The following is a 26,148-nucleotide window of genomic DNA, read 5'->3' as shown; positions in this document are numbered from 1 at the left end:
AATTGTTCCCGGCGGCCCCATTCTTCTGATTCGGACCGGGCGCCGCCACGGGTTGCAACGCGCCCGGTCATTCATTTCAGAGGCAAGCATGGAACAATTTCACGGCACCACCATCCTTTCCGTGCGCCGCGGCAACGTGGTTGCGCTGGGCGGCGACGGCCAGGTCACGCTGGGCAATGTCGTCGTCAAGGGGACCGCGCGCAAGGTGCGCAGGCTGCACCAGGGCAAGGTGCTGGCCGGATTCGCCGGCGGCACCGCCGACGCCTTCACGCTGCTGGAGCGCTTCGAAGCCAAGCTCGACAAGCACCAGGGCAACCTGATGCGCGCCTCGGTCGAACTGGCCAAGGACTGGCGCACCGACCGCATGCTGCGGCGGCTGGAAGCGATGCTGCTGGTGGCCGACCGCGAAAGCACGCTGATCATCACCGGCAACGGCGACGTGCTGGAGCCCACCGACGGCATCGGCGCGATCGGCTCGGGCGGCGTCTATGCGCAGTCGGCCGCCAAGGCGCTGCAGGAAAACACCGACCTGTCGCCAGAAGAGATCGTCAAGCGCTCGCTGACCATCGCCGGCGAGCTGTGCATCTACACCAATCTCTCGCACATCGTCGAAACCCTGGAATAAGGCGGCCTCCGCGCCCGCCCCACGCCACCAGCACTGCAAACGGGATACAACAATGAACATGACTCCGCCGGAAATCGTTTCCGAACTCGACAAACACGTGGTGGGCCAGAGCCGCGCCAAGCGCGCGGTCGCCATTGCGCTGCGCAACCGCTGGCGCCGGCAACAGGTGCCGGATCCGCTGCGCCATGAAATCACGCCCAAGAACATCCTGATGATCGGCCCGACCGGCGTGGGCAAGACAGAAATCGCCCGCCGCCTGGCCAAGCTGGCCGACGCGCCCTTCATCAAGGTGGAAGCCACCAAGTTCACCGAGGTGGGCTATGTCGGCCGAGATGTCGACACCATCATCCGAGACCTGATCGACATCGGCATCAAGCAGACCCGCGAGAGCGAGAAGCGCAAGATGATGACCCGTGCCGAGGAAGCGGCGGAAGACCGGGTGCTGGACATCCTGCTGCCGCCTGCGCGCGACTTCGGCTTCAACAACGGTGCAGAATCGAGCAGCGACAGCAACACCCGCCAGACCTTCCGCAAGCGTCTGCGCGAGGGCTCGCTGAACGACCGTGAAATCGAGGTCGAGGTGGCCGAGGCGGCGCCGCAGATGGAAATCATGGCGCCGCCGGGCATGGAGGAAATGACGGAGCAGATCAAGTCGATGTTCTCCGGCCTGGGCAGCAACCGCAAGAAGTCGCGCAAGATGAAGATCGCCGACGCGATGAAGCTGCTGACCGAGGAAGAGGCCGGCAAGCTGGTCAACGAGGACGAGCTGAAGCAGAAGGCGATTGCCAATGTCGAGCAGAACGGCATCGTGTTCCTGGACGAGATCGACAAGATCGCCTCGCGCTCGGAAACCGGCGGCGCCGATGTCTCGCGGGCCGGCGTGCAGCGCGACCTGCTGCCGCTGGTCGAAGGCACCACCGTCAACACCAAGTACGGCATGGTCAAGACCGACCACATCCTGTTCATCGCGTCCGGCGCCTTCCATCTGTCGCGGCCGTCGGACCTGATCCCCGAGCTGCAGGGCCGTTTCCCGATCCGGGTGGAACTGGACTCGCTGTCCATCGAGGATTTCCAGCGCATCCTGACCGGCACCGATGCCTGCCTGACGCGCCAGTATGAAGCGCTGCTGGGCACCGAGGGCGTGGCGATCGAGTTCCGCGAGGACGGCATCCGCCGCCTGGCCGAGATCGCGTATTCGGTCAATGAAAAGACCGAGAACATCGGCGCCCGCCGGTTGTACACGGTGATGGAAAAGCTGCTGGAGGAAATGTCCTACTCCGCCAGCGACACCCAGGAAAAGACGCTGGTGATCGATGCCGCCTATGTCGACACCAGGCTGGGCGAGCTGGCGGTCAATGAAGACCTGTCGCGCTACGTGCTGTAACGGCAACCGGTAGAGCGCAACGGCATGGCGAACAAGGCACTGGCGAAACGGCAGAAGCTCGGCTTCCGGGTCGAACCGTCGCAGAAGGTACTTCGTGGCAGGGCAGCCGTCCGGCCGTCATCGCCTCAGCCGCAGCGGTCGACGCCTGGAGCCGGGCCGCAGCCGCAGCCGCAGCGGGCGCTGCGTGTGAAGGACAGCGGCGACGGTCGATAGCGATTGTTGCGCCGTACGGCAGCGATGGTGGCAGCTTGTGCCGCTGAGTGCGCCGTGCGGGCAATGCCCGAAGCGAACAAGGCACGGCGTTCGTAGGGTGCAATACCCCCCAGGGGCATTGCACGATGGGTCGATCAGCCAAGGCGACCGACATGACGGTCCCGGAATGCAACCACCGTGCAATGCCCTTCGGGTATTGCACCTTACGAAGCTGCACCGTTTCCGCTCCACGCATTGCCGCCATGCGCTTCGCCGCTTCCCTACGCTTGCCCTGCATTAAGCCTGACAGGCATCACACCATCAACGCCATTGACCCGTTACGGCCCGGATCTTACAAGGACGTGCTATTTTCAACTGCACGCAAGGAGCGGCCGCATCACGCATGACCGGCCCCCGGGATAAAACAATAAAGGAAACGATGCATCGGACCGAAGCCTCCGCCCTGACCCAGGAATGGACCGCCCTGCAGCACAACCATGAACAGCACGAAAGGAACAGCCTGCTGATCAAGCTGGCAGGCGTCGCCCTGCTGGCCGCCAGCCCGGCGCTGTCATTGAGCGTGCCCGCCGGCGCTGCGCTGCTGCTGGTTCTCTGGCTGCAGGAAGCCATTTTCCGCACCTTCCAGGCGCGCCTCGGCGAGCGCATCCTGCGTGTCGAGCAATTGCTGCGGGAAGACGCCACACCGTCTGCCGCGTCCTGCCAGCTGCATAGCGAATGGCTGGCATCCCGCCCCGGCACGGCCGGCCTGCTCGCCGAGTATGGGAAGAACATGCTGCGGCCTACCGTCGCCTTCCCGTATGCCGTGCTGGTGCTGATATGCCTGGGCCAGGCGGCGCTGGGTTAGCAGCCCTACTCTAGCGCCGCTCCACCATCTCGCGCAGCTTGCTGGCCAGCCGCTCCATCGCGAACGGCTTGGTGATCATTTCCATGCCGTGCTCGAGGAAGCCATTGGCGAAGGCGGCGTTTTCCGCATAGCCGGTCATGAACAGCACCTTCAGGTCCGGGCGCAGCAGGCGGGCGGCGTCGGCCAGCTGCCGGCCGTTCAGGCCGGGCAGGCCGATGTCGGTGACCAGCAGGTCGATCTTGCGGCGCGACTGCAGCAGCGCCAGGCCGCCGGGACCGTCCTCGGCTTCCAGGGCCCGGTAGCCGAGTTCATGCAGCACGTCCACGATCAGCGAGCGCACCACCTTTTCATCTTCCACCACCAGCACGATCTCGCTTTCGGCCGACAGATGGGCATCGTTGAGATGCGGCGCGTCATCCTCGCCCGGCAGCGTGCCGCGAAAGCGCGGCAGGTAGAGCTTGACCGTGGTGCCGCGCCCGACTTCGCTGTAGATGCGCACATGGCCCTCGGACTGCTGCGCAAAGCCATAGATCATCGACAGGCCCAGTCCGGTGCCCTGCCCCAGCGGCTTGGTAGTGAAGAAGGGCTCGAACGCGCGTTCCACCACGTCGGGCGGCATGCCGGTGCCGGTGTCGGTCACGCAGATGCAGGCATACTGGCCCGGCGCCAGGCCGCGCACGCCGGCCGCGTACACGTCGTCGAGATGGGCATTGCAGGTTTCCACGGTCAGCTTGCCGCCGTCGGGCATGGCGTCGCGGGCATTGATGCACAGGTTGAGAATGGCGTTTTCCAGCTGGTTGGGATCGCACAGCGTGGGCCACAAACCGCCGGCCAGCACCAGTTCGATCTGGATGCGCTCGCCCAGGGTACGCCGCAGCAGGTCTTCCATCGACGCCACCAGCGGATTGACCTTGACTGCCTTCGGGTCCAGCGGCTGGCGCCGCGAGAAGGCCAGCAGGCGATGCGTCAGCGCCGCGGCGCGGCTGGCCGAATTGATGGCGCCGGTGACGAAGCGGTCGACGCTGTCATAGCGCCCGGCGTCGATGCGCAGCTTCAGCATCTCCAGCGAGCCGGTGATGCCCTGCAGCAGATTATTGAAGTCATGCGCGATGCCGCCGGTGAGCTGGCCAACCGCATCCATCTTCTGCGCATGGCGCAGCGCCTCCTCGGTGCGGGCCAGCGCGGCCGCGGCTTCCTTCTCGGCGGTGATGTGGCGGCCGGTGGCATACACCACGCCATTGTCGTCATGCGAGGCCGACCAGGAAAACCAGCGGAAGCTGCCGTCCTTGTGCAGATAGCGGTTTTCAAACTGGTTCAGGTTTTCCCGGGAAGCCACTGCCAGCGCGGCCAGCGTGGCGTCACGGTCGGGCGGATAGATCAGTGCGTCGACATGCTTGCCGATCACTTCTTCCGGCCGGAAGCCGAGGATGCGGGTCCAGGCCGGATTGACGTTGCGGAAGTGGCCATCCGCGCCCACCACCACCAGCAGGTCCTGCGATAGATTCCAGATCCGTTCCCGTTCCAGCGTCTGCGCCTGCACCCGCTGCTCCAGCGCGGCATTGGTGCTCATCAGGATTTCCCTGGCGGCGCGCTGGTCTTCCATGTCGGTGTTGGTGCCCAGCCAGTGGGTCAGCACGCCGTCGGCGTCGCGCATCGGCAGGGCCCGCGCCAGGAACCAGCGCCAGGCGCCGTCGCGGCGGCGGATGCGGAACTCGATCTCGTAGAGCGACTCGGTCCGCAAGGCATGCTGCCAGGCCGCGCCGGCCGCGTCGATGTCGTCGGGATGGATGACCGACAGCCAGCCCTCGCCGGCCAGCGTGTCGTGGCTGCAGCCGGTATAGGCCAGCACCTGGTCGTTGAACCAGTCCAGCTCGCCATTGGGACGGGCGCTCCAGACATGATTGGGCAAGGCCTGGGCAAAGGTGCGGAAGCGTTCCTCGCTGTTGCGCAGCTGGACTTCGGCGGCATGGCGCTCGGTGACATCCTGCACCACGCCATCCATGCTGACCGGCCGGCCGGTCGCGTCGAACTGGAATTCGGCGCTGCGGGCGATCCAGCGCACGCTGCCGTCGTCGGCGCGGCGGATCCGGTACTGGGTGCGGACCGCGGCGGTGCCGGTTTCGCGGCTGGCGCGGTTGGACATCAGATGCTGGTCCTCGGGGAACGCCAGCGACTCGATGCTGCCCGCCGGCAGCCACTCCGCCGGCGCCAGCCCGAAGATGCGGCAGAATTCCGGCGTCGCCCTGATGCGCCCGGTTTCCAGGTCCACGGTGAAGACGCCGACGCCGCCGGCGGTCTGGGCGCGCTGCAGCTGGTCGTTGGAGACGGCCAGCGCGCGCGCCGCAAGATGTTCCTCCGTCCGGTCGCGCAGCACCTTGACGAAGCCGGTAACGACGCCCGACTCGTCGCGCAAAGCAGTGGTTTCGGTGCTGCCCCAGAACAGCTCGTCCGACCTGCGCCGGTGCCAGCGCTCGTCGCTTGCAGTACCGCCGGCAAGCGCCGTTTCCCGGTCATGCGCCAGCCGCCCGGCGGCCTGGTCTTCCGGATCCAGGATGCGCTCCAGCGTCTGTCCGAGCATGTCGGCCTCGGACCAGCCAAACAGCCTGCAAGCGCCCTGGTTCCAGCGCCTGACCCGGCCTTCGAGGTCGGTGGCGATGATGGCGTAGTCGATGGCGCCATCCAGGATCTGGCGGTTGCGCATCTCGCTTTCGCGCAGCTGTTCCTGGGCCAGATGCATCTCGGTGACGTCGGTGCCGTTGATCAGGATGCCGATCACTTCGCCGGCAGGATTGCGCATGGGCTGGAACAGCAGGTCCAGCACCCGCAGTTCCGGTCCGGCGCCGGGCGTGCGCATCAGGAAAACATCAACTGCGCTGGCGGCATACGGCAGGCCGCTGCGATAGACATGGTCCAGCAGGTCGAAATAGCCCTGCGCCCCGATTTCGGGCAGCACCTCGCGCACCGTGCGCCCGATCGGATCGCGATGGCCGATCAGCTGCAGGTAGCTCGGATTGACCAGTTCATACACATGCTCCGGCCCGCGCAGCACCGCCACGAAGCTGGGCGACAGGTTGAACAGCACCTGGAAGCGGTCCAGCTCGGCCAGCCGGCTGCGCTCGGCGAATACCTGGGCAGTGATCTCGGTGCAGCTGCAGAATACGCCGCCCACATTGCCGGTCTCGTCGCGCAGCGGCGCGTAGAAGAAGGAAAAATGGGTTTCTTCCGGATAACCATGGCGCTGCATGATCAGCATCAGGTCATTCATGGAAGTCGGCTCGCCGGCATAGGCCCGGTCCATGATCGGCCCCACCTCGTTGACCAGTTCGTGCCAGACATCGAAGAAGCGCCGCCCGAGCGCGGCAGGATGATGGTTGCCCAGGATCCCGGCATAGCCGTCGTTGTAGAGCAGTGAACGTTCCGGTCCCCAGACGGCGAACATCGGCTGATTCGCCGACAGCATCACGCCGACGATGGTACGCAGCGGCATCGGCCAGGTTTGCGGCCTGCCCAGGGGCGAATTGTCCCAGTCATGGTCGCGCATCATCCGACCCATCGTGCCGCCACCGGATAAAAAGCGTAAGGCCATCTGGTTTGCCTGTCGATGAAGAATAGCGAATATAGCGCGTCCGCTCATGGCGAATATTGCAACCGATCACGTGGCAGCCGGGTTGGACGTTGGTCCGGCCGCCACATTTTGCAAAAAATTGACTAGAGTCAATTAATTTATTTACAGAAACAAGCATGCTGGTCGATACTCGTGGTTAGTCCCGCCGCCGGCGGGAGCCCAATTCCATCTGCTGTGCTTCTTATGAAAAATCTGAAAATCGGATCACGTCTCGCCATTGGTTTTACCTGTGTGCTGGCCATGTTGCTGGTGCTGTCCGGCACCGCCATCTGGCGCATGCAGCATGCCGCCGACGCCACCGAGGAGCTGGTCAAGTCCAGCCTGCGCGACGAGCGCCTGCTCGGCGAATGGCGGCTTGCCATCGAACTCAATGCGGTGCGGGCCGTGGATGCGCTGCGCACTACCGATGCGGCGCATGAAAAGGCACTGGCCGCCGCGATGACGGCTTCCAGCGCCAGGGCGGAAATCGTGCAGAACGGTTTTACCGAAAGCCTCAGGCAACCGGTAATGAAGGAAAGGCTGGCCACCCTGATGGAAGCACGCAAGGCCTACACGGCATCGCGCAAGGTGGCGCTTGAGGCCAAGGCGGCGGGCAACCAGGCCCAGGCGATTGCGCATTTCGACAGCGATACCCGGCCCAGGCTGGCCGCGTATCTGGCTGCCATCCGCGCCATGGCCGAGCAGCAGACACGGCTGATCAACGAGGAAGCCGACGACATCGCCGCGCAATACCGCAAGGGTCGCGAGCTGCTGCTGATCGTCAGCGCGCTGGCGGTGCTGTCCGGCATGGGCTTCTCGGTCTACCTGACCCGCGGCATCACCCGGCCGCTGGCGCAGGCGGTGGAAGTGGCGAACCGGGTGGCCGCGGGCGACCTGTCGGGCCGCATCGAGGCGCGCAGCAATGACGAAACCGGCCAGCTGATGAAGGCGCTGGCCACGATGAACGACAATCTCGGCCAGCTGGTCAGCCAGGTTCGCAACGGCGCCGACAACATCGCCACCTCGGCCAGCGAGATTGCCTCGGGCAACATGGACCTGTCCTCGCGCACCGAGCAGCAGGCGTCCTCGCTGGAGGAAACCGCCTCGTCGATGGAAGAACTCACCTCCACGGTCAAGCAGAATGCCGACAATGCCCGCCAGGCCAACCAGCTGGCGCTCACCGCTTCCGGCGTGGCCACCCAGGGCGGCGAAGTGGTGGCCCAGGTGGTCGACACCATGGCTGCCATCGACAGTTCGTCGAAGAAGATCGTCGACATCATCGGCGTGATCGACGGCATCGCCTTCCAGACCAACATCCTGGCGCTGAATGCGGCCGTGGAAGCGGCTCGTGCCGGCGAGCAGGGCCGCGGCTTTGCGGTGGTGGCGACCGAAGTGCGCAGCCTGGCGCAGAAGAGCGCGGCGGCCGCGCGCGAGATCAAGGGCCTGATCGGCGATTCGGTGGACAAGGTCGAGGCCGGCAGCAAGCTCGTGGCGCAGGCCGGCAGCACGATCCAGGAAGTGGTGGCCAGCGTGCAGCGGGTGACCGACATCATGGCCGAGATCACGGCGGCCAGCAGCGAGCAGAGCGCCGGCATCGAGCAGGTGAACCAGGCCATCGCCCAGATGGATCAGGTGACCCAGCAGAATGCGGCGCTGGTGGAGCAGGCGGCGGCGGCGGCCGGTTCGATGCAGGAGCAGGCTGCGGGGCTGGCGGCGACGGTTGGCACGTTCAAGCTGTCGGCCACGCAGGGCACGGTTGCCAGCGTTCCATCAGTCCGGCTGCCGCAAGTCGCGCCAGCCATGCCATTGGCGCCGATTGCCCGCAGCCAGCGTGCCGTGCCGGCCATTCCGGCCAGGACGAAAGCGCCGGCAAGCCGGGTTGCCGACCAGGGTGGCGATTGGGAAGAGTTCTGAACGCCGCCATACAAGCAGGCTCGGCGCTGGCGCATTGCAGCGCTGGCTCGTCACCATGATTCAGGCAAGGCAGGCAATGCGGCCCTGTTCTGCTCACTCCTCGCCTGACAGCCTTGCAGTCAGTTGCGCGCGCCGTTGAGCATGCGCGTCAGCAGCGTCGGCCGCACCGCCGGCGATGCCTGCTCGATATGCATCGCCCATTGTTCGGCCAGCTGGCTGCAGGTGCCCTGCAGTACCGGCGCCAGTTGCGGCAACGACGCCAGCGCCTTCAGATGGCGCTCGATCACCGAAGCCAGCTTCAGGCAGGGTCCGCCTTCGCGAGCCTGGGTACTGTAATGGGACATGAGGTGCAGGGCGGCTGACACCAGCAGTTCAGGCTGGGACGCAACGGCAGACGGATCAGGAAACTCGGACGTCAGGGTGGCGGTAGGCATCATGATCATTCCTTTGCAAAAGACATGGTGGCTGGCTGCCGCACTTGCGGGGGCTGGCTGTTAAGGGCTGGATAGCCGGGAGTAGACAAGCGGCTAAAAAATTAAAGATCCGGAACCATCTGACTCCGGAAGATGAGAATTATTCTCATTTGGATTATTGACGATGATAGATCGTATTGCAAGGGGAATCGGCGGGCGGCTTGCAGGCTGCCATTTGCGCAATGCGCAACGGCGTCGCACTGGCTGATCCGGTTTACCGGTCCATCGGATGCAGCCTGGGTATCACATCGTCGCGCACGCCTTTGCGTTGCGAGCCCGGGACGAATCGGTGCCAATGCGGTTGCGGTTGCGGTTGCGGTTGCGGTTGCGGTTGCGGTTGCGGTTGCGGTTGCCGTTGCCGTTGCCGTTGCCGTTGCCGTGAAACCCCGTTGAGCGCGCCGTGTCAGCGGTGCCCGGAGCGGATAAGGTGCGGCGTCTGTCTGAGCGCAACGAAGTGAAGCGAGTTTAGCCGCGCCCCGCTCCGGGTATCGCTGACACGGGCACCCCGCGCAGCGGGGCGCGATCATCGGGGCCGCCTTTTTTGGTTACTTTTTTGGCGGAGCAAAAAAGTGACCCGGCCGCCGGGACGGACTCCCGGCTTGTCTCCACGGCAGTGCAGGCGCCTTGCGTCACCCGGCAAGGCACGGGCAGCACTGTCGCTTTGGCTTTGGCTTTGGCTTTGGAACGATAGACAAAGCCCTGGCCAGATCGACCAACCGTGCAATGCCCCTTCGGGGTATTGCACCCTACGAAAGACGCCACACCTTTTCCGCTTCAGGTACCGCCATCATGGCGCGCTCAACGGGACCAGGACCGCCACTTCAAAGGCAACCGCAGCGATCCCTGCGCCTCCAGCAAGGACAATCCCTTTACTTCGTCACCACATCCCTGTGCATCGGCGCCAACCGCGCCAGCAACCGGTTCTGCACCCGCGACGGCACCCGGTTCCGCTCCATGGCCGCCTGCAGATCCTCCACCAGCGCATTGAAATGCGCATGGTTCAGCTTCAGGTCTTCATGGATGGCCTGCATGTCCTTGCCGCTGTACCTGCACGGACCGCCGGCGACATCGCAGAACTGTTCTTCCAGCTTTTCCGCCAGGTGCTCCAGGTCGACGCCGTCGAAGGAAGCACTGATGCGGGCGTCGGCCTGCACCGCCGGCAGCAGGTCGGCCACGATGCGGCGGATGCCGGCGGCGCCGCCCAGGTCCTGGTACAGGGCATCCTCGGCGGCGAAGGCATGCAGGCTGCCCACGGTGAGCAGGACAGCGATCAGGGTGCGGAAGGATTGCATGGTCGTTAAGCGCTATGTGGAGGAATTCAGAAACCGGCCTGCAGCGACAGGTAGACGCCCTTCTGCCGGGTCGGGTTGAGGACGGTGATGTCGCCCAGCGCCACCCAGGCGGCAGTCAGCGACAGGTGCTTGGACGGAAACCAGGCCAAGAAGACATCGTAGTAATCCTTTTCCCTGTCCACCGCCAGGTTGCGCGGCTTCATCCGGTATTCGATGCCGCCCACCAGCGTGCGGCCGAACAGGTAGGCGACCGAGCCTTCCAGCATGGGCTGGTAATGGTTGCCGCGCTCGCCGCCAAAACCCAGCAGGCCCATCTGGTTGGCGCGGGTGGCGCGCAGCGTGCCGTTGATCAGCAGGCTCGTGTCCAGCAGGATGCGGGTGGCTGACAGGTAGACGTCCACGCCATGGTCGCTGGCCGCGCCCAGCTGCTTCACATTGTCGACCCCGGCTAGGCCCGACACGCCGGTATTGCGCTTGGCCATGGCGCCAACGGCGATCTGCGGCAGCCAGCTGTCCTGTTCGTAGACCGCGTCACCGGCCAGCCTGACCTTCACGCCGGCGATATCCTGCCCGATGCGCAGGCCGTCGAGCGCGCCGTCGGTGCCGCGGAAAGTCTGGCGCGCCAGCGACAACTCCACCCGGTCCGCCAGGCCGACCGCTACGCCGTGGCTGTCCAGGCCATAGTCCTGCGTCCGGATTGCGGTTGCATGCACATTGGCGCCGTAGCTGTCGCGGGTGCCGTAGCCCGTGATCAGCGCCCAGGGCGTCAGTCCGCCGCCGCCGGCGCCTTCGACCTGGCTCACGCCGCCAGTAGACAGCAGCTTGCCCAGGTCAGGCGATGGAAGATCGGCGGCGTGGCTGGCGCCGGCACAAAGGCCCAGCGCCAGAATGGCGGGCAAGGTGGTTCGCAGATGGTGAAGAAAAGACATGGCGGGGTTTGATATATTTCCTGTTTGCAATAGTAACAAACCGGATTGCGATTCCGCCAGGAATCTTTTTGCAGTGACGCCATTCGGCGACAGCCCTGATCCATGCCATCCGGCGGCGCCCCGCTATCCTTTCCGGGGCGGTTTGAGGCATACTCCTTGACGTTGACGTTGACGTTAACGTCAACTCCAGACCAATGCCCCTGCGCGCAGGCCCGAGCCGAGCGCTACAAGAATTCCGGAGACTCCATGACCGACCTGTCCGTTACCCAGAACCTTGCCGCCTGGAAGCCGGCCAACAAGGTGCGTTTCGTTACCGCCGCCTCGCTGTTCGACGGCCATGACGCGTCCATCAACATCATGCGCCGCATCCTGATGGCCAATGGCGCCGAGGTCATCCACCTGGGGCACAACCGCTCGGTCGACGATATTGTCACTGCGGCGCTGCAGGAAGACGCGCAGGGCATCGCCCTGTCCAGCTACCAGGGCGGCCATGTCGAGTACTTCAAGTACATGATCGACCTGCTCAGGCAGCGCGGCGGCGCGCATATCAAGGTGTTCGGCGGCGGCGGCGGCGTGATCGTGCCGGCCGAGATCGAGGAGCTGCATGCCTATGGCGTGACGCGCATCTTCAGCCCGGAAGACGGCCAGCGCATGGGACTGGTGGGCATGATCCAGTCCATGATCCAGGCCTGCGACACCGATCTTTCCTCCTATGCGCCGACCGCGCTGGAAGCGCTGCAGGGCGGCGACATCGCGCAGCGCCACCGGCCGCTGGCGCAGCTGATCACGGCGCTGGAAAACGGCAAGGCCAGCCCTGCCCTGCCGGCCCGGCTGCGCGAGGCGGCGGCGACGATCGCCACGCCCACGCTGGGCATCACAGGCACCGGCGGCGCCGGCAAGTCTTCCCTGACCGACGAACTGATCCGGCGCATCCGGCTCGACCAGGACGACGCGCTGAACATCGCCGTGATCTCGATCGATCCCTCGCGCCGCAAGTCGGGCGGCGCGCTGCTGGGCGACCGCATCCGCATGAATGCGATCGGCCCGTGGCAGGGCCAGAACCGGGTCTTCATGCGCTCGCTCGCCACCCGCGAGGCCGGCTCGGAAATCTCGGCCGCGCTGCCGGACGTGATCGCCGCCTGCAAGGTGGCCGGCTTCGACCTGGTGATCGTGGAGACTTCCGGCATCGGCCAGGGCGACGCCGCCATCGTGCCGCATGTGGGGCTGTCGATGTATGTGATGACGCCCGAGTTCGGCGCCGCCTCGCAGCTGGAAAAGATCGACATGCTGGACTTCGCCGACTTCGTCGCCATCAACAAGTTCGACCGCAAGGGTGCGCAGGATGCGCTGCGCGACGTGGCCAAGCAATACCAGCGCAACCGCGAGCTGTGGAGCAGCAGGACGGAAGACATGCCGGTCTACGGCACCCAGGCGTCGCGCTTCAACGACGACGGCGTGACCGCGCTCTACCAGGGCCTGCTGGCGCGCCTGAAGGACATGGGCCTGCCCGTCAAACAAGGCCGGCTGGCGCCGGTGTCGGTGCGTTACTCCTCCGGCCGCAACGCCATCGTGCCGCCGGCGCGCAGCCGCTACCTGGCCGAGATCGCCGACACCGTGCGCCGCTATCACAGCTTCGCCGGCACCCAGGTGAAACTGGCGCGCCAGCGCCAGCAGCTCGCCGAATCGGCCCGCATGCTGGCCGAGGCGCAGGCCGATGCCGATGCCGGCATGCTGTCGGCGCTGACCGACCTGGCAGACACCCGCGACGCCAGCATGGATGCCGGCGCGAAGAAGCTCCTGGCAATGTGGCCGGCCATGCAGGCCGCCTATGCCGGCGATGAATACGTGGTGAAGATCCGGGACAAGGAAATCCGCACCGGCCTGGTCCATGAGACCCTGTCTGGCAACAAGATCAGGAAGGTCGCCCTGCCGCGCTTCGAGGACCATGGCGAGATACTGCGTTTCCTGATGCTGGAGAACGTGCCCGGCTCCTTCCCCTACACCGCCGGCGTGTTTGCCTTCAAGCGCGAGAACGAGGACCCGACCCGGATGTTCGCCGGCGAGGGCGATGCCTTCCGCACCAACCGCCGCTTCAAGCTGGTGTCGCAGGGCATGGACGCCAAGCGGCTGTCCACCGCCTTCGACTCGGTCACGCTGTATGGCGCCGACCCGGCGCCGCGGCCCGACATCTACGGCAAGGTGGGCAACTCGGGCGTGTCGATCGCCACGCTGGACGACATGAAGGTGCTGTACGAAGGCTTCGACCTGTGCAGCCCGAGCACCTCGGTGTCGATGACCATCAACGGCCCGGCGCCGACAATACTGGCGATGTTCATGAACACCGCCGTCGACCAGCAGCTCGACAAGTTCCGCGCCGACAATGGCCGCGAGCCGACCGACGACGAAGCCCAGAAGATCCGCGCCTGGGTGCTGCAGAACGTGCGCGGCACGGTGCAGGCCGACATCCTGAAGGAAGACCAGGGCCAGAACACCTGCATCTTCTCCACCGAGTTCTCGCTGAAGGTGATGGGCGACATCCAGGAATACTTCGTACACCACCAGGTGCGCAACTTCTATTCGGTGTCGATCTCGGGTTACCACATCGCCGAGGCCGGCGCCAACCCGATCTCGCAGCTGGCCTTCACGCTGTCGAATGGTTTCACCTTCGTTGAAGCGTACCTGGCGCGCGGCATGCACATCGACGACTTCGCGCCCAACCTGTCCTTCTTCTTTTCCAATGGCATGGACCCGGAATACACGGTGCTGGGCCGGGTTGCGCGCCGTATCTGGGCGGTGACGATGCGCGACAAGTACGGCGCCAACGACCGTTCGCAAAAGCTGAAGTACCACATCCAGACCTCGGGCCGCTCGCTGCATGCGCAGGAAATCGACTTCAACGACATCCGCACCACGCTGCAGGCGCTGATTGCCATCTACGACAACTGCAATTCCCTGCACACCAATGCCTATGACGAGGCGATCACCACGCCGACCGACGAATCGGTGCGGCGCGCCCTGGCGATCCAGCTGATCATCAACCGCGAATGGGGCCTGGCCAGGAACGAGAACCCGAACCAGGGCAGCTACATCATCGAGCAGCTGACCGACCTGGTGGAGGAAGCGGTGCTGCAGGAGTTCGAGCGCATCGCCGAGCGCGGCGGCGTGCTGGGCGCAATGGAAACCGGCTACCAGCGCGGCAAGATTCAGGAAGAGTCGCTGCTCTACGAGCACAGGAAGCACGACGGCAGCCTGCCCATCATCGGCGTGAACACCTTCCGCAATCCGCATGCGAGCAATGCGCCGCAGCAGATCGAGCTGGCCCGCTCGACCGATGAGGAAAAGCAGTCGCAGCTCAGGCGCCTGGCCGACTTCCAGTCACGCCATGCGGCCGAGGCCCCGGCCATGCTGCAGCGGCTGCAGCAGGCGGTGATCCACGACGAGAACGTGTTCGCCACGCTCATGGACGCAGTGCGGGTGTGCTCGCTGGGACAGATCACCGAGGCGCTGTTCGAAGTGGGCGGGCAGTACCGGCGCAGCATGTAGAGTCAGAGGCGGGCGGCGTTCAGGCCGCCCGCTGGCGGCAGGGTTTCGAATGGCTGAGGAGCGGCAGGCAAAACCTGCCGCCCTTCAGCCATTCAGAAATAATGAAATGCCGTCAGGTCCGTTACCCTGTCCTCTTCACTTTCAGCGGCACGCCGCAACAGCACGGCCCCGTCCACGCAGGCATGAAGAAAGGCGAGCAGTTCCTCGTCTTCCACCCGCTTCGACGGCATGGGCGCGCAACCGATCAGGATCAGCGACCCGGACGCCGCATCGAGCCCGGTCAGCATCACGAACGGCACCGGCAGTTCCAGTTGCTGCTCCAGTATCGACTGGCACAAGGCCGGAAGGCGCGCCGGCGCCGGCCGGCCGGCCTCGACATAGATCCTGACGAAACCCGACCATTCTTCCAGACGGAACTGGACCTCCATGTCGTTCACCATCATCGACTGCTGCTCGACCACCGCCGCAGTTTCCGCTGGCGGCACGCCGGCCAGCATGCACAGCCGGCAAAGCATTGCTTCATAGTCTGCATTCATTGCCTGTTCTCCGAACCGACCACGGCAGTCACCAGGGCCGCGCCGACGATTGCGCTGGTGATTGTCACGCCGCACAGCGCGCGCGGCACGCCGGGCGCCTGCAGTATGGCGCGGCCGTAACGGCTGTCGAGCACGGCCGGCAGGATGAAGGGCGCGGCCCCGATGGCGTACGCCTCCGGCCTGGACTGCAGCCGCTCGCGCAGCGGGCGCGACGGCAGTGGCGTGGCGCGCACGGTGAGCTCGCTGCCGCGCCTGCGGTGATATGCCAGCGCCAGCATGCTGCCGGTGGTCACCGCCGCCATCTGCGCAACGAAACGGGCCAGGACGAAATTGACTGGATAACGCGCGGCGACTGCGCCGACCTGCCGTGGCAGGCGCTGGCAGAGGCCGCTCCACGCCTGCTGGCTGGCCGCCGCCATGCGGCCGCCCCAGCCCGATGGATTGGCGCACCAGGTCTCGGTCAGATGCGCCTGTAGCGCAAAGGCCGGGATGAAGGGCAGCAGGCTCAGCAGGATGCCTGTGTATTGCCGGCGGCGGCTGGGCTGCGGAGAAAAGCGCGTCTCCGCGGGCTGCATCTGCTGGTCGGCATAGATGGCGCCACAGGCCAGCAGCCGCAGTGGCTGCACGGGTGCCGGCAGGAAGGGCGCGAGCATGGTGGGAATCGTGAAGGCGCAGAAGGTGGTGCGCATGGACCGCGCCACGTAGGTTGCCGCCAGCGCGGGTTCAGGCGCCTGGTGGCGAGGGGCACGGGTGCTTGCAGGCCGGTCGGCGCGCCGTGTCGCGCCGTTGTAATCAGGAGTATTCATGACGCCGTAAGTAGCCCGGACCGCCCGCGTGCTGCACCGGAACCGTCCACATTCGATACCCTTTGCGTCGTCTCAATGGTGTGCGGCCAGCGGCCTTGGATGGAGCAGCGCAGTGGCGATGCAGGCGGCCACCACATGGCTCGCCAGCAAGGCCACCATGGCCGGCGGCAGCGTTCCGCCAGCGCGGGCGGCGGCCCTGTCGAGCCGCAACGTCAGCCAGGCCGAAGAGGCAAACGCCGGGCCGCAGGCGAGATAGGCAGCGGGATTGGCCTGGATGCGCTGCCGCAGCGACGGCATGCTGTCCGGCTGTGGCGCCGGCTCCAGCCTTGCGCCGCGCTTATGATGAAAGCATGCCGACATCAGGCTGCCGGTGCCGACCGCCAGCATCTGCGCCGTTACCCGCGCCAGCACGAAATTGATCGGATAGGCGCATGCTGCCGGCGCCAGGCGCCTCGGCATCAGGCTGCACAGGCTCTGCCAGAGCCGCCGATTGGCCGTGGCCATGCATGCGCCCGCGCTGCCGGCGCGGCTGCACCACTCATTGGTGAGCCGGGCCTGCGCATAAAAGGCGGCAATGTAAGGCGTCATGCCCAGCGTGAGCGCCGTCACTTCCTGGCCCAGTGCCGGCGCCGGCGCGAAGCGCACCTGCTGCGGCGGCTGGATCATGTCGATATAGAGGAAGCCGCCCAGCAGCGTGCGCAGCGCAAAGACGCGCGGCGGCACCAGTACCTTGACGCAGGGAGACAGCACGGTCGGCAGGCTGAAGGCGCCCAGCGTGATCCATGCGCCTTGCGCGGCATGGCGCCAGACCGGCGCGGCGGGTGGCAAACCGCTGGGCTGCGGGCTCGGGTCAGGCGTCGTTGCCTGGGCCGGCGACATGGCCGGGCGAAGGGAGAGCGGATTCATGGCGGCCTGAGTGGCGGGCATCCCCATGGCGTTGCAAGCGCCGGCGCCGCGCCGGGGCGGCCGGCGTGGGTGCCAGCCCTTCCCTGACGCTTGCGCCTGGCGATCTCTGGCCAAACTTGCCGGGCGCAAGGGCGCCAGAGACCCTTGCCAGGGCATCAAGACATCAGGGCTTCAGGGCTTGAGCACCACCTTCACGCACTCGTCCTGCTTGTCGCGGAACATTTTGTAGGCATCCGGCGCCTGCTCCAGCGGCATGCGATGGGTGATGATCACGCTCGGGTCGATCTCTCCGGCCTGCACCCGGTCCAGCAGGGGTTTCAGATAACGCTGGACATGGGTCTGGCCGGTCTTCAAGGTCAGCGAGCGGTTCATGAAGGAGCCGATCGGCATCTTGTCCAGGAAGCCGCCATAGACGCCCGGAATCGACACCACGCCGCCATTGCGGCAGGCCATCAGCGCCTCGCGCAGCGCATTCGGGCGCTCGGTTTCCAGCATCATCGCCTGCTTGACGCGGTCGTAGGCGCCCACCAGGCCGACGCCATGCGCTTCCATGCCCACCGCATCGATGCAGGCATCCGGGCCGCGGCCGCCGGTGATGGTCTTCAGCGCATCCAGCACATTGACCTCTTCATAGTTGATGGTCTCGGCGCGCGAGATCTCGCGCGCCATGCGCAGCCGCTCCGGGAAGCGGTCGATCGCGATCACCCGCTCCGCGCCCAGCAGATAGGCGCTCTGGATCGCGAATTGGCCAACCGGGCCGCAGCCCCATACCGCCACCACATGGCCGGGCCGGATGTCGCAGTTCTCCGCGGCCATGTAGCCAGTGGGCAGGATGTCGGACAGGAACAGCACCTTCTCGTCGTCCAGGCCATCGGGCACCCGGATCGGGCCGACGTCGGCATACGGCACCCGCACGTATTCCGCCTGGCCGCCGGCATAGCCGCCCGTCAGATGGGAATAGCCGAAGATGCCGGCCGGCGAATGGCCCCACATCTTTTCCGCCATCGCCGCATTGGGATTGGAGTTCTCGCACAGCGAATGCTGCTGCTCCTCGCAGAAGTAGCAGTTGCCGCAGGCAATCGGAAATGGCACCACCACCCGGTCGCCTATCTTCAGGTTGGTCACGCCGCTGCCCAGCTCCACCACCTCGCCCATGAACTCATGGCCCAGGATGTCGCCCTTTTCCATGGTGGGGATATAGCCGTCGTACAGATGCAGGTCGGACCCGCAGATGGCGGTGGACGTGATCTTCAGAATCGCGTCGCGCGGATTGAGTATCTTTGGATCGGGCACATTGTCGACCCGCACATCCTTGGCGCCATGCCAGCATAAGGCTCTCATCCCGGTACCCCTTTCTTGATCAGCTTGACCATGGTGCTGCGCGGGCCGGCCGACTGCCCTTCGGTGGTGGTGATTTCTCCGGTCTCGATGAGCTGCTTGAAGCGGCGCAGATCGGCGTCCATTTGCTGCAGCGGATTTTCGCCGAACAGTTTGGCCACCAGCGCGCCGGCCTTGCCGCCCGGCGGCTTGTACTGCATCTCGACCCGGACGATGGTGCCGCGCCCGCCCGGCGCGCGCTCGAAGCGCACCGTGCCGCCATTGTCGACATCGGCGCCTTCCACCGAATGCCAGGCCAGCAGTTCGCCCGGCTGGTCGGCGGTGATGTCGGCATGCCATTCCACGCTGGAGCCGATCGGCGCCTTTGCCTTCCAGTGCGAGCGGGTGTCGTTGATCTTGCTGACCTCCTCCAGGTGCTCCATGAATTCCGGGAAGCGGTCGAACTCGCGCCAGAAGCGGTAGCACTCGTCCGGCGACTTGTTGACCGTGATGCATTTTTCCACCGCCATCGCGCCCGATTCGGTGCTGCGCTCGCCGATGCCCTGGCGGGCCGACTGCGCCAGCGCCGCGCTCATGTCGAGCATGGCGGCAGTGGCCACGCCGGCGCCGGTCAGGGCCAGCCGGCTGCGGCGTCCGGACGAACCGGCATGCATGGCCGAGCGCGCCAGCAGGGTCAGATCGAGGCCGACGCAGGCCAGCCGCGCCAGTCCCAGCGGCGCCGGCCTGCCCTTGTTCAGGATATTGACCGCGCTGGCCACGCTGAGCGCGCCGGAAGCCCGCACCAGCGACGGATGGGCATGGATGCCGGTCGAGCGCGCCACCTGGCGCGGCGCCAGCAGCTGGGCAACGCCCAGGCCCAGGATCACCATGCCGGCGCCGGTGGCCAGCGAGGAAAGCTGATCGCGCGCTGGCGCCTCATAGCGGAACTCGTTGCCGGGCGGATGCCTGGACAGCGCGCTTCCCGGATCAAGCGCGGAGAAGTCGCGCTGCGGCGCGGCTTCCTGCTCGGTGTCGGTGCTGATGTCGTTCATTGTTTTCTCCAGGTGTGCAGGGAATCAATACTCGCCGCGTTTCTTGTTGAAATGGAAAAAGAGCCAATTAGAAGTAAGGCTCAGGCGGTAGTTCTGCCCGCGCGACGCTACCTGCGCCTGCATTGATTTGACGCATAATGGCCGCCATGGAAAACCCCGGACATTTCTGCAGCGACCTGCCCGCAGCCCTGCCTGATGAAGTCATGCAGACCCTGCTGGCCGGCAGCGCTTTCCGGCTGGAGCGCATCGTTTCCCATGGCCAGCATTCGCCGCCCGGCTTCTGGTACGACCAGGACGAGCATGAATGGGTGATGCTGCTGCAGGGTGAGGCCACGCTGCGCTTTGAAGACTTTGCGGAAGGCGACCGCCTGCTGCGCCTGACGCCCGGCATGCATGTGACGATTCCCGCGCATTGCCGGCACCGCGTGGAATGGACCACGCCGGATGCCGACAGCGTCTGGCTTGCGCTGTTCTACCGGGACGGCGAACAGCGCTGAACCGGCGCCGCCGGCGGCGGCTATACTTGCCTTCCCATACATCCTTCGTCGACACGTCCATGCACGCAGGCAAACAGCCGGCCCAGGCCACGCCAGCCGATCCGGGCCAGCAATTCGGCAAGCCGTCCGGCGGCCTGCGCGCCCGGCTCTACACCGTCATCTTCGAAGCCGACACCCGTGCCGGCCGCATCTTCGACCTGGTGCTGATCGTCGCCATCCTGGCCAGCGTGGCGGTGGTGGTGCTCGACAGCGTGCAGGCCGTGTCATCGCGCCACGGCGACGTGCTGGGCGTGCTGGAATGGTTCTTCACGCTGCTCTTCACCGCCGAATACCTGGCGCGGCTGTACTGCGTGCGGCGGCCGCTGCGCTACGCCACCAGCTTCTTCGGCGCCATCGACTTCCTGTCGGTGCTGCCCACCTATCTCGCCATGCTGATGCCAGGCGCCCATGTGCTGCTGGATGTGCGCATCCTGCGTCTCCTGCGCATCTTCCGCATTCTGAAGCTGACGTCCTATGTCGAGGAATACGGCATGCTGACCCGGGCGCTGCTGGCAAGCCGGCGCAAGATCCTGATCTTCCTGTCGGTGGTGATGATGGTGGTGCTGCTGCTGGGCACGGTGATGTACGTGGTGGAGGGGCCGGGCAATGGCTTCACCAGCATTCCGACGTCGGTGTACTGGGCTATCACGGCCGTTACCACGGTGGGCTTCGGCGACATCGTGCCCAAGACCGACATCGGCCGCGCGATCTCGTCGGTCATGATGCTGCTGGGCTGGGGCATCCTGGCGGTGCCAACCGGCATCATCAGTTCGGAAATGACCATGCAGAGCAGACTGTTCCGGACCACCACTACCCGCACCTGCCCGGAATGCCTGTCCGAAGGCCATGACACCGATGCGAAGTTCTGCAAGGATTGCGGCGCGCCGCTTCCGGCTTACCAGCGCGACCGCTGAGCCGGCGGCGTAGTGCAATGCATGCGCCGATTGTTGTAACCCGGCATCAGGCGCGATAATGGCGGCTTCCCTCTTCTGACGAATGCCATGAACATCCTGAATTCCGCGCCACTCTCGGCCAGCCAGATCGCGCAGTTTGAAGCCGATGGCTATCTGATCCTCCCGCGCATGGTGGCGCCGGCCGATTGCGAGCGCATGCTGGCGGTGACCCTGGACCACCTGGCGCGCGCAGTGCCGCCGCTGGAATATGAAGCCGACGTCGGATACGAAGGCGCACCGGCATCGCTGGATGCGCCGGGCGGCCGCACCGCGCGCCGGCTGCGCAGCGCCTGGCAGCGCGATGCCTGCTTCCATGACTGGGCCGGGAACCCGGTGCTGGTGGCCGGCCTCAGGCAGCTGCTGCGGGAAGACGTGGTGCTGACCCTGGCGCATCACAACTGCATCATGACCAAGCACCCTCACTTCGGCACCGCCACCGGCTGGCATCGCGACATCCGCTACTGGGCCTATACCCGTCCCGACCTGATCTCGGTATGGCTGGCGCTCGGCCATGAAGAGGCCGGCAATGGCGCGCTGAAGTTCATCCCCGGCTCGCACCGGATTCCACTGGAGCCGGGACAAATGGATGCGCTCGACTTCCTGCGCCCGGAAGTGCCGCAGAACCAGGCGCTGTTCGCGCGCGGCGTCGCGCCGGTGCTGGAACAGGGCGATGTGGTGCTCTTCCACAGCAAGCTGTTCCATGCCGCGGGTCGCAATGACAGTGAGCGGATGAAGGCGTCGGTGGTGTTTGCCTATCGCGGCGCATCGAATCCGCCGGTGCAGGGAACGCGTTCGGCGGCGGCGGGGGAAGTGGCGTTGTCGTGAGCTTGCGGGGTGCGGGTGCGGGGTTTCTTGAAGCGGCGCAATACCCCGCAGGGGCATTGCACCGAATCCGTCACTCTCCATGACCGGTTGTATCCGCGTCATCTCCACACCAATCCAGCGGATGCACGCCCTCTTCCACCAGGCGATGAAACGTTGAATACGGCCAGTCGACAATGCGAACGGCCAGGCCGTGTTTCAACGGATTGACATGCACATAATCGAGATGCGCCTGAAAGTCACGCTCATCCCGTATCGGGTGCTCCCAATAACGCCGCTGCCAGATTCCGCGTTCGCCCCGCTTCAGCCGATACGATGAGCGCTTCTCATCGATCGGCAATCCCTTCGAGAAAACCAGCTTGATCAGCCTCCAGCGCCGCGCGAAACCGGTGTCTTCCGGCGGCAGTTCGATCACGCAATGCAGGCGATCGGGCAATACGACCCATCCATGGATGATGAAGGGATAACGCCGCCGCACTATCTTTACGGCATTGCGGAGGAGATCGATATGGCGCGTCAACAGATCGGTGTTCCGGCGCAGCGGAGTCACCGTGAAGAAATAGGTACCGCCTGCCTGCCATAGCCGACGGTAGTAAGGCATGGGTGCTCCGCGTGCAGGGGGTTACAGGCCGGAAAGGAATCCACAGAACCGCCTTGGTAGCAGCAATGACGCGAACGTTGCAATCCCCTTTCACCCGCGCAAACGCGCTGGCGATCCGTAGGGTGGCATACCTTGAAGGGGCATTCCACGGCCTTTGCCGTTGCAGGCGCCGGGCCGGCGTTGCTACCTTGGCGGCAGCGCGTAATGCCCCTTCGGGATATTACGCCCTATGTCTTCCATGGCGCCTTCTCCCGCCACGCCTGTACCCACTCCTGCGGCATCACCTGCGCAAACGCCCCGAAATCCGCCACCAGCCCGCCCAGCCCCGCCGGCACGATCTCCACACCGTCGGTCAGCGCATGCATGCGCGTATCCAGTTCCCGCCGCACCATGGGCAGCAGCCATTCGCCATGATGCTGCCACACGCTCCCGCCCACCACGAATACCCTTGTATCCAGCGCCACCGCGACGTTGTACAACCCACGCCCGAACCACCGCGCCGCATCCTCGGCAATGGCCCGCGCCGCCGGCTCGTTGTTGCGGGCGGCGTCGAATACGTCGGCCGTGGACTGGCCCAAGCGGTTGGCCAGGTTGCGGCCCGAGATCAGCGCTTCCAGGTCGCCGCGGTTGCCGCAGCCGCATAGCGCGTCCGAAGCTTCGCTCATGAGCATGTGGCCGGCATGGCCGGTGTTGCCATGCTTGCCGTGCAGGATATGGCCGTCCACGCAGAAGCCGAAGCCGATGCCCGTGCTCCATGTCACATACACGCAATTGGGCTCGCCCTGCACCGCGCCGAAGGTGCGCTCGGCCACCAGCGCCGAGACGCAGTCATTCTCGACGGCCACCGTGGCGAACTGCGCCCGCAGCGGGCCTTCCAGCGGTATCACCACCCAGTCATTGGGCAGGTCGGCCGATTGCGCCTGGCCGCCGCAGATATTCGGCGAGGCCAGGCCCAGCATGCCGTCGACCTGCGCGAACGGCCCGGCCGACGACACGCCTACCGCCTCGATCGCCTCGCGCGGCACGCCGGCCTGGTCGCACGCCGCATGCAGCATCGCGATGCACTGGCGCGCCACCGTATCCGGCGTGCCGCTCTTGGGCGTGGGTTCAGTGACGCGGGCCAATGGGCCGTCGGCATTGGCAATGCTGGCCGCGATCTTGGTGCCGCCGATGTCCAGCGCGCTCACCAGGCTTGCTTTGTTCATGCTCGCTCCCATCAGTAAGCGTCGTCCCAGGAAATCGAGAGGCGGGCCGCGCACTGGATCAGGCCCACCATGCTGTAGGTCTGCGGGAAGTTGCCCCACATCTCGCCGCTCTCGGGCGCCACGTCTTCCGACAGCAGGCCGAGATGATTGCGGCGGTCCAGCACCTTCTCGAACAGGCTGCGCGCCCTTTCCTTCTCGCCGATCTGCGCCAGCGCCAGGATCCACCACAGGGTGCAGACCAGGAAGGCGGTTTCCGGCAGGCCGAAATCGTCTTCCTCGTCATAGCGCAGCAGGAATTCGCCGCGCTTCAGGTGCTTTTCGGTAGCGTGCACCGTGCTGGCAAAGCGCGGGTCGTCGGCCGCCAGGAACTGGAACTCGCCCATCAGCAGCAGGCTGGCATCGAGCCGGTCGCCGCCGAAGGTGGAGACGAAGCTCCCCAGTTCCTCGTTCCATGCCGACTCGCAGATCACGCGATGGATTTCCTGCGCATGGCCGCCCCAGTAGGCGGCGCGCTCGTTCAGGCCCAGGCGCGCGGCGATGGTGGCCAGCCGGTCGCAGGCGGCCCAGCACATCATGCTGGAAAAGGTATGCACCCGCTTCTGGCCGCGCAGCTCCCAGATGCCGGCATCGGGCACGTTGTAGTTCAGGATGGCCTGCTCGCCCAGGCGCTCCAGGTCCTGGAACATCTGGTGGCCGGCCGGCCGCTCCATGCGGGTGTCGAAGAAGGCATGGGTGCTGGCCATGACTGCCGCGCCGAACACGTCGTTCTGCACCTGGAAGTAGGCCGAATTGCCGACCCGTACCGGCCCCATGCCGCGATAGCCCGCCAGGTGCGGCTCCTCGCGCTCTTCCAGCACCGCCTCGCGCCGTATGCCATATACCGGCTGCAGCGGCGCATCGCGGCTGTCGGTGATGATGTTGAGGATGTAATCGAGGTAGCGCTCCATGGTGCCGGTGGCGCCCAGGCTGTTCAGGGCATTGACCACGAAATAGGCGTCGCGCAGCCAGCAGAAGCGGTAGTCCCAGTTGCGCCGGCTGTGCGGCGCTTCGGGAATCGAGGTGGTTACCGCGGCAATCACCGCGCCGGAATCGTCGAAGGCATTGAGCTTCAGGGTGATGGCGGCGCGTATCGTCACGTCCTGCCACTCGAAGGGAATCGCCAGGTTGCGCACCCAGTTGCGCCAGTAGCCCAGGGTCTGCTCGTGGAAGGAGCGGCCGACCTCGCGCGCCGAGCCGGCCACGGTTTCATCCGGCCCCATCAGCAGGGTCACCGAGTCCTGCAGGAAGAACGGCTTCTCATCGGTGATCGCGGTGATGGCGGCGTCCGTGGTCAGGCGCATGGCCTGGGCCGAGCCGACATAGGAAATATGATGCGCGCCGCAGCGGGTCTCGGCGCGCGCCCGGCCATAGTCCACCGAGGGCCGCACCCGCAGCGCAATGCGCGGCCGGCCGGCGGTGCGGCGCACGATGCGCACCAGCATCGACGGCGAGAACATGCGGCCATGCAGCCGGAAGCGCGGCGCGAAATCGGTGACTTCAATCGCATTGCCGGCATCGTCCTGGAAGCGGGTCACCAGGATGGCCGAGTTGCGCTCGTAGCGCTGCTCCACCAGGCGGGAATGCTCGAACACCACGTCGATGCTGCCATGGCCGTCTTCCTTGCGTTCGCCCTGCAGCAGCGCGCTGCACAGCGGGTCGCTGTCGAAATAGGGATAGCACCACCAGACGATGGAAGCGTTCTTGTCGATCAGTGCATTGGTGCGGGAGTTGCCGATCAGGCCGAGGTCGAGTGTATTCATGCGGGGGTCCTGTTGGAAAGTGCCTGCGACTGCCGCGCGAGCCGGCATACCAGCTCGTCCAGCAGGCGCACGATGTCCGGCATGGCCGGCAAGTGGAATTCGGCGGCGGTGTCGGGATGGGGTTCGATGCGCACCGTCAGCAGGTCGGGCCGCTTGAGACGGAACACATCCTCATCAGTGACATCGTCGCCCACATAGATCGCGCTGGCCGCGCCGGTCTGCTGCATCAGCTCTTCCAGCGCATTGCCCTTGTGGGTGGCGTCCTGCGGCATCAGGCTGTAGACATACTTGCCGGCCACGACCCGCGGCGGCGGCGACAGCGTGGCGAACAGCGCCGACAGCCGCCGCTCGGCCAGCGCCGGATCGCGCGCCATGCGGTAATGCACGGACAGCGAATAGCGCTTGTCTTCCAGACGGATGCCCGGATCGAAGCGCTGCTGGTCGCGCAGCGCCAGCTCCAGCGCCTGGCGCCATGCCGCGCAGTCGGCGGCATAGCGGCTGCTCCTGGATTCCCAGCCCGGCACGCCTTCCAGGCCATGGTTGCCGACCACGTAATGCGGCTCGAAGCCCAGCCGCTTGTGGATGTCCGTCAGCGAGCGTCCGGTGAGGATCGCCACCGGCGCCAGGCTGGTCAGGCGCACCAGCCGCTCGCGCACTTCCGGCGGCAGGCAGGCGCTGTCTGGCTGGGGCACGATGGGCGAGAGCGTGCCATCGAAGTCGAACACGCACAGCATGCCGGGCTGCACGATCTGGTCAAGGCGGCGCATGCCTGCCTGGTCGAAGAGATCGCTCAT

General features: G+C 65.7%; 21 protein-coding genes. 8 read left to right on the top strand and 13 right to left on the bottom strand.

Annotation, left to right across the window (positions count from 1 at the left end; all coding sequences use genetic code 11):
- The first annotated feature begins 88 nt into the window (after nucleotides 1-88).
- The 3 genes from hslV (at nucleotide 89) to KTQ42_RS16405 (ending at nucleotide 3,066) form a co-directional block, all read left to right on the top strand.
- Nucleotides 89-625: an ATP-dependent protease subunit HslV gene (gene hslV, locus KTQ42_RS16415; RefSeq protein WP_194715554.1), complete on the top strand. Its 537-nt coding sequence runs from the start codon at nucleotides 89-91 to the stop codon at nucleotides 623-625.
- A gap of 52 nt (nucleotides 626-677) precedes the next feature.
- Nucleotides 678-2,009 carry an ATP-dependent protease ATPase subunit HslU gene (hslU, locus tag KTQ42_RS16410; RefSeq protein ID WP_217346460.1) on the top strand — a complete coding sequence of 444 codons (1,332 nt, stop codon included), beginning with the start codon at nucleotides 678-680 and terminating at the stop codon, nucleotides 2,007-2,009.
- A gap of 631 nt (nucleotides 2,010-2,640) precedes the next feature.
- Entirely contained in the window at nucleotides 2,641-3,066 is a 426-nt protein-coding gene (locus tag KTQ42_RS16405) for a hypothetical protein (RefSeq protein ID WP_217346459.1), read from the top strand.
- A gap of 10 nt (nucleotides 3,067-3,076) precedes the next feature.
- Here KTQ42_RS16405 and KTQ42_RS16400 read toward each other — a convergent pair whose 3' ends face one another.
- Nucleotides 3,077-6,652: a PAS domain S-box protein gene (locus KTQ42_RS16400; RefSeq protein ID WP_217346458.1), complete on the bottom strand. Its 3,576-nt coding sequence runs from the start codon at nucleotides 6,650-6,652 to the stop codon at nucleotides 3,077-3,079.
- A 222-nt stretch (nucleotides 6,653-6,874) separates the two neighbouring features.
- On the opposite strand from KTQ42_RS16400, the gene KTQ42_RS16395 reads away from it, so the two are divergent.
- On the top strand, nucleotides 6,875-8,584 hold the full coding sequence (locus KTQ42_RS16395; protein WP_217346457.1) for a methyl-accepting chemotaxis protein: 1,710 nt from the start codon (nucleotides 6,875-6,877) through the stop codon (nucleotides 8,582-8,584).
- Nucleotides 8,585-8,703: 119 nt separating this feature from the next.
- Here the strand turns inward: KTQ42_RS16395 and KTQ42_RS16390 are convergent, their stop codons facing one another.
- The 3 genes from KTQ42_RS16390 to KTQ42_RS16380 all read right to left on the bottom strand — a co-directional run bounded on the left by KTQ42_RS16390 (nucleotide 8,704) and on the right by KTQ42_RS16380 (nucleotide 11,278).
- On the bottom strand, nucleotides 8,704-9,018 hold the full coding sequence (locus KTQ42_RS16390; RefSeq protein WP_217347009.1) for a hypothetical protein: 315 nt from the start codon (nucleotides 9,016-9,018) through the stop codon (nucleotides 8,704-8,706).
- A 908-nt stretch (nucleotides 9,019-9,926) separates the two neighbouring features.
- Nucleotides 9,927-10,349 carry a group 1 truncated hemoglobin gene (locus KTQ42_RS16385; protein ID WP_217346456.1) on the bottom strand — a complete coding sequence of 141 codons (423 nt, stop codon included), beginning with the start codon at nucleotides 10,347-10,349 and terminating at the stop codon, nucleotides 9,927-9,929.
- Between the two features lie 26 nt (nucleotides 10,350-10,375).
- A complete protein-coding gene (locus tag KTQ42_RS16380; RefSeq protein ID WP_217346455.1) occupies nucleotides 10,376-11,278 on the bottom strand; it encodes a DUF3034 family protein in 903 nt (300 codons plus the stop codon).
- A gap of 246 nt (nucleotides 11,279-11,524) precedes the next feature.
- Here KTQ42_RS16380 and icmF point away from each other — a divergent pair, with 246 nt between their 5' ends.
- A complete protein-coding gene (gene icmF, locus KTQ42_RS16375) occupies nucleotides 11,525-14,821 on the top strand; it encodes a fused isobutyryl-CoA mutase/GTPase IcmF (protein ID WP_217346454.1) in 3,297 nt (1,098 codons plus the stop codon).
- Nucleotides 14,822-14,913: 92 nt separating this feature from the next.
- Here the strand turns inward: icmF and KTQ42_RS16370 are convergent, their stop codons facing one another.
- The 5 genes from KTQ42_RS16370 to KTQ42_RS16350 form a co-directional block, all read right to left on the bottom strand.
- A complete protein-coding gene (locus KTQ42_RS16370) occupies nucleotides 14,914-15,357 on the bottom strand; it encodes a hypothetical protein (RefSeq protein WP_217346453.1) in 444 nt (147 codons plus the stop codon).
- Nucleotides 15,354-16,163, bottom strand: a complete 810-nt coding sequence (locus KTQ42_RS16365) for a hypothetical protein (protein ID WP_217346452.1) — start codon at nucleotides 16,161-16,163, stop codon at nucleotides 15,354-15,356. The genes KTQ42_RS16370 and KTQ42_RS16365 overlap by 4 nt, the downstream gene beginning before the upstream one ends.
- Nucleotides 16,164-16,235: 72 nt before the next feature.
- The gene (locus tag KTQ42_RS16360; protein WP_217346451.1) at nucleotides 16,236-17,069 is read right to left on the bottom strand and encodes a hypothetical protein; all 834 of its coding nucleotides are present in this window, start codon (nucleotides 17,067-17,069) and stop codon (nucleotides 16,236-16,238) included.
- A 171-nt stretch (nucleotides 17,070-17,240) separates the two neighbouring features.
- A complete protein-coding gene (locus KTQ42_RS16355) occupies nucleotides 17,241-18,410 on the bottom strand; it encodes a zinc-dependent alcohol dehydrogenase (protein WP_217346450.1) in 1,170 nt (389 codons plus the stop codon).
- Entirely contained in the window at nucleotides 18,407-19,438 is a 1,032-nt protein-coding gene (locus KTQ42_RS16350) for an SRPBCC family protein (protein ID WP_217346449.1), read from the bottom strand. The genes KTQ42_RS16355 and KTQ42_RS16350 overlap by 4 nt, the downstream gene beginning before the upstream one ends.
- Nucleotides 19,439-19,584: 146 nt before the next feature.
- Between KTQ42_RS16350 and KTQ42_RS16345 the strand changes: the two genes are divergently transcribed.
- The 3 genes from KTQ42_RS16345 (at nucleotide 19,585) to KTQ42_RS16335 (ending at nucleotide 21,752) form a co-directional block, all read left to right on the top strand.
- Nucleotides 19,585-19,935: a cupin domain-containing protein gene (locus tag KTQ42_RS16345; RefSeq protein WP_217346448.1), complete on the top strand. Its 351-nt coding sequence runs from the start codon at nucleotides 19,585-19,587 to the stop codon at nucleotides 19,933-19,935.
- A gap of 59 nt (nucleotides 19,936-19,994) precedes the next feature.
- Nucleotides 19,995-20,888 (top strand): ion transporter, encoded by an 894-nt coding sequence (locus tag KTQ42_RS16340; RefSeq protein WP_217346447.1) that lies wholly within the window; start codon nucleotides 19,995-19,997, stop codon nucleotides 20,886-20,888.
- Nucleotides 20,889-20,975: 87 nt separating this feature from the next.
- Nucleotides 20,976-21,752 (top strand): phytanoyl-CoA dioxygenase family protein, encoded by a 777-nt coding sequence (locus tag KTQ42_RS16335; RefSeq protein ID WP_217346446.1) that lies wholly within the window; start codon nucleotides 20,976-20,978, stop codon nucleotides 21,750-21,752.
- A gap of 70 nt (nucleotides 21,753-21,822) precedes the next feature.
- On the opposite strand, the gene KTQ42_RS16330 is transcribed toward KTQ42_RS16335, so the two are convergent.
- The 4 genes from KTQ42_RS16330 to otsB form a co-directional block, all read right to left on the bottom strand.
- Nucleotides 21,823-22,350, bottom strand: coding sequence for a transposase (locus tag KTQ42_RS16330; RefSeq protein WP_217346445.1), 528 nt, complete (start codon nucleotides 22,348-22,350; stop codon nucleotides 21,823-21,825).
- 227 nt (nucleotides 22,351-22,577) lie between these two features.
- The gene (locus KTQ42_RS16325; protein WP_249222789.1) at nucleotides 22,578-23,555 is read right to left on the bottom strand and encodes an ROK family protein; all 978 of its coding nucleotides are present in this window, start codon (nucleotides 23,553-23,555) and stop codon (nucleotides 22,578-22,580) included.
- An 11-nt stretch (nucleotides 23,556-23,566) separates the two neighbouring features.
- Nucleotides 23,567-25,354, bottom strand: a complete 1,788-nt coding sequence (locus KTQ42_RS16320) for a glycoside hydrolase family 15 protein (protein WP_217346443.1) — start codon at nucleotides 25,352-25,354, stop codon at nucleotides 23,567-23,569.
- Complete coding sequence (otsB, locus tag KTQ42_RS16315) at nucleotides 25,351-26,148, bottom strand: trehalose-phosphatase (RefSeq protein WP_217346442.1); 798 nt, start codon at nucleotides 26,146-26,148, stop codon at nucleotides 25,351-25,353. Before otsB ends, KTQ42_RS16320 begins: the two co-directional genes overlap by 4 nt.

It is taken from the genome of Noviherbaspirillum sp. L7-7A (genome assembly GCF_019052805.1).
GTDB lineage: Bacteria > Pseudomonadota > Gammaproteobacteria > Burkholderiales > Burkholderiaceae_D > Noviherbaspirillum_A.
Note: the sequence above shows the minus strand (reverse complement) of the source record. Positions and strands in the feature narration are given on the sequence as shown.

Bases quoted from the DNA above. Each gene is read 5' to 3' on its own strand.
- KTQ42_RS16350 (WP_217346449.1), bottom strand. From the start codon at position 19,438: ATGAACGACATCAGCACCGACACCGAGCAGGAAGCCGCGCCGCAGCGC.
- KTQ42_RS16320 (WP_217346443.1), bottom strand. From the start codon at position 25,354: ATGAATACACTCGACCTCGGCCTGATCGGCAACTCCCGCACCAATGCA.
- KTQ42_RS16325 (WP_249222789.1), bottom strand. From the start codon at position 23,555: ATGAACAAAGCAAGCCTGGTGAGCGCGCTGGACATCGGCGGCACCAAG.
- KTQ42_RS16390 (WP_217347009.1), bottom strand. From the start codon at position 9,018: ATGCCTACCGCCACCCTGACGTCCGAGTTTCCTGATCCGTCTGCCGTT.
- KTQ42_RS16400 (WP_217346458.1), bottom strand. From the start codon at position 6,652: ATGGCCTTACGCTTTTTATCCGGTGGCGGCACGATGGGTCGGATGATG.
- KTQ42_RS16330 (WP_217346445.1), bottom strand. From the start codon at position 22,350: ATGCCTTACTACCGTCGGCTATGGCAGGCAGGCGGTACCTATTTCTTC.
- otsB (WP_217346442.1), bottom strand. From the start codon at position 26,148: ATGAGCGATCTCTTCGACCAGGCAGGCATGCGCCGCCTTGACCAGATC.
- KTQ42_RS16345 (WP_217346448.1), top strand. From the start codon at position 19,585: ATGGAAAACCCCGGACATTTCTGCAGCGACCTGCCCGCAGCCCTGCCT.
- KTQ42_RS16405 (WP_217346459.1), top strand. From the start codon at position 2,641: ATGCATCGGACCGAAGCCTCCGCCCTGACCCAGGAATGGACCGCCCTG.
- icmF (WP_217346454.1), top strand. From the start codon at position 11,525: ATGACCGACCTGTCCGTTACCCAGAACCTTGCCGCCTGGAAGCCGGCC.
- KTQ42_RS16360 (WP_217346451.1), bottom strand. From the start codon at position 17,069: ATGAATCCGCTCTCCCTTCGCCCGGCCATGTCGCCGGCCCAGGCAACG.
- KTQ42_RS16335 (WP_217346446.1), top strand. From the start codon at position 20,976: ATGAACATCCTGAATTCCGCGCCACTCTCGGCCAGCCAGATCGCGCAG.
- hslU (WP_217346460.1), top strand. From the start codon at position 678: ATGAACATGACTCCGCCGGAAATCGTTTCCGAACTCGACAAACACGTG.
- hslV (WP_194715554.1), top strand. From the start codon at position 89: ATGGAACAATTTCACGGCACCACCATCCTTTCCGTGCGCCGCGGCAAC.
- KTQ42_RS16340 (WP_217346447.1), top strand. From the start codon at position 19,995: ATGCACGCAGGCAAACAGCCGGCCCAGGCCACGCCAGCCGATCCGGGC.
- KTQ42_RS16370 (WP_217346453.1), bottom strand. From the start codon at position 15,357: ATGAATGCAGACTATGAAGCAATGCTTTGCCGGCTGTGCATGCTGGCC.
- KTQ42_RS16365 (WP_217346452.1), bottom strand. From the start codon at position 16,163: ATGAATACTCCTGATTACAACGGCGCGACACGGCGCGCCGACCGGCCT.
- KTQ42_RS16385 (WP_217346456.1), bottom strand. From the start codon at position 10,349: ATGCAATCCTTCCGCACCCTGATCGCTGTCCTGCTCACCGTGGGCAGC.
- KTQ42_RS16380 (WP_217346455.1), bottom strand. From the start codon at position 11,278: ATGTCTTTTCTTCACCATCTGCGAACCACCTTGCCCGCCATTCTGGCG.
- KTQ42_RS16355 (WP_217346450.1), bottom strand. From the start codon at position 18,410: ATGAGAGCCTTATGCTGGCATGGCGCCAAGGATGTGCGGGTCGACAAT.
- KTQ42_RS16395 (WP_217346457.1), top strand. From the start codon at position 6,875: ATGAAAAATCTGAAAATCGGATCACGTCTCGCCATTGGTTTTACCTGT.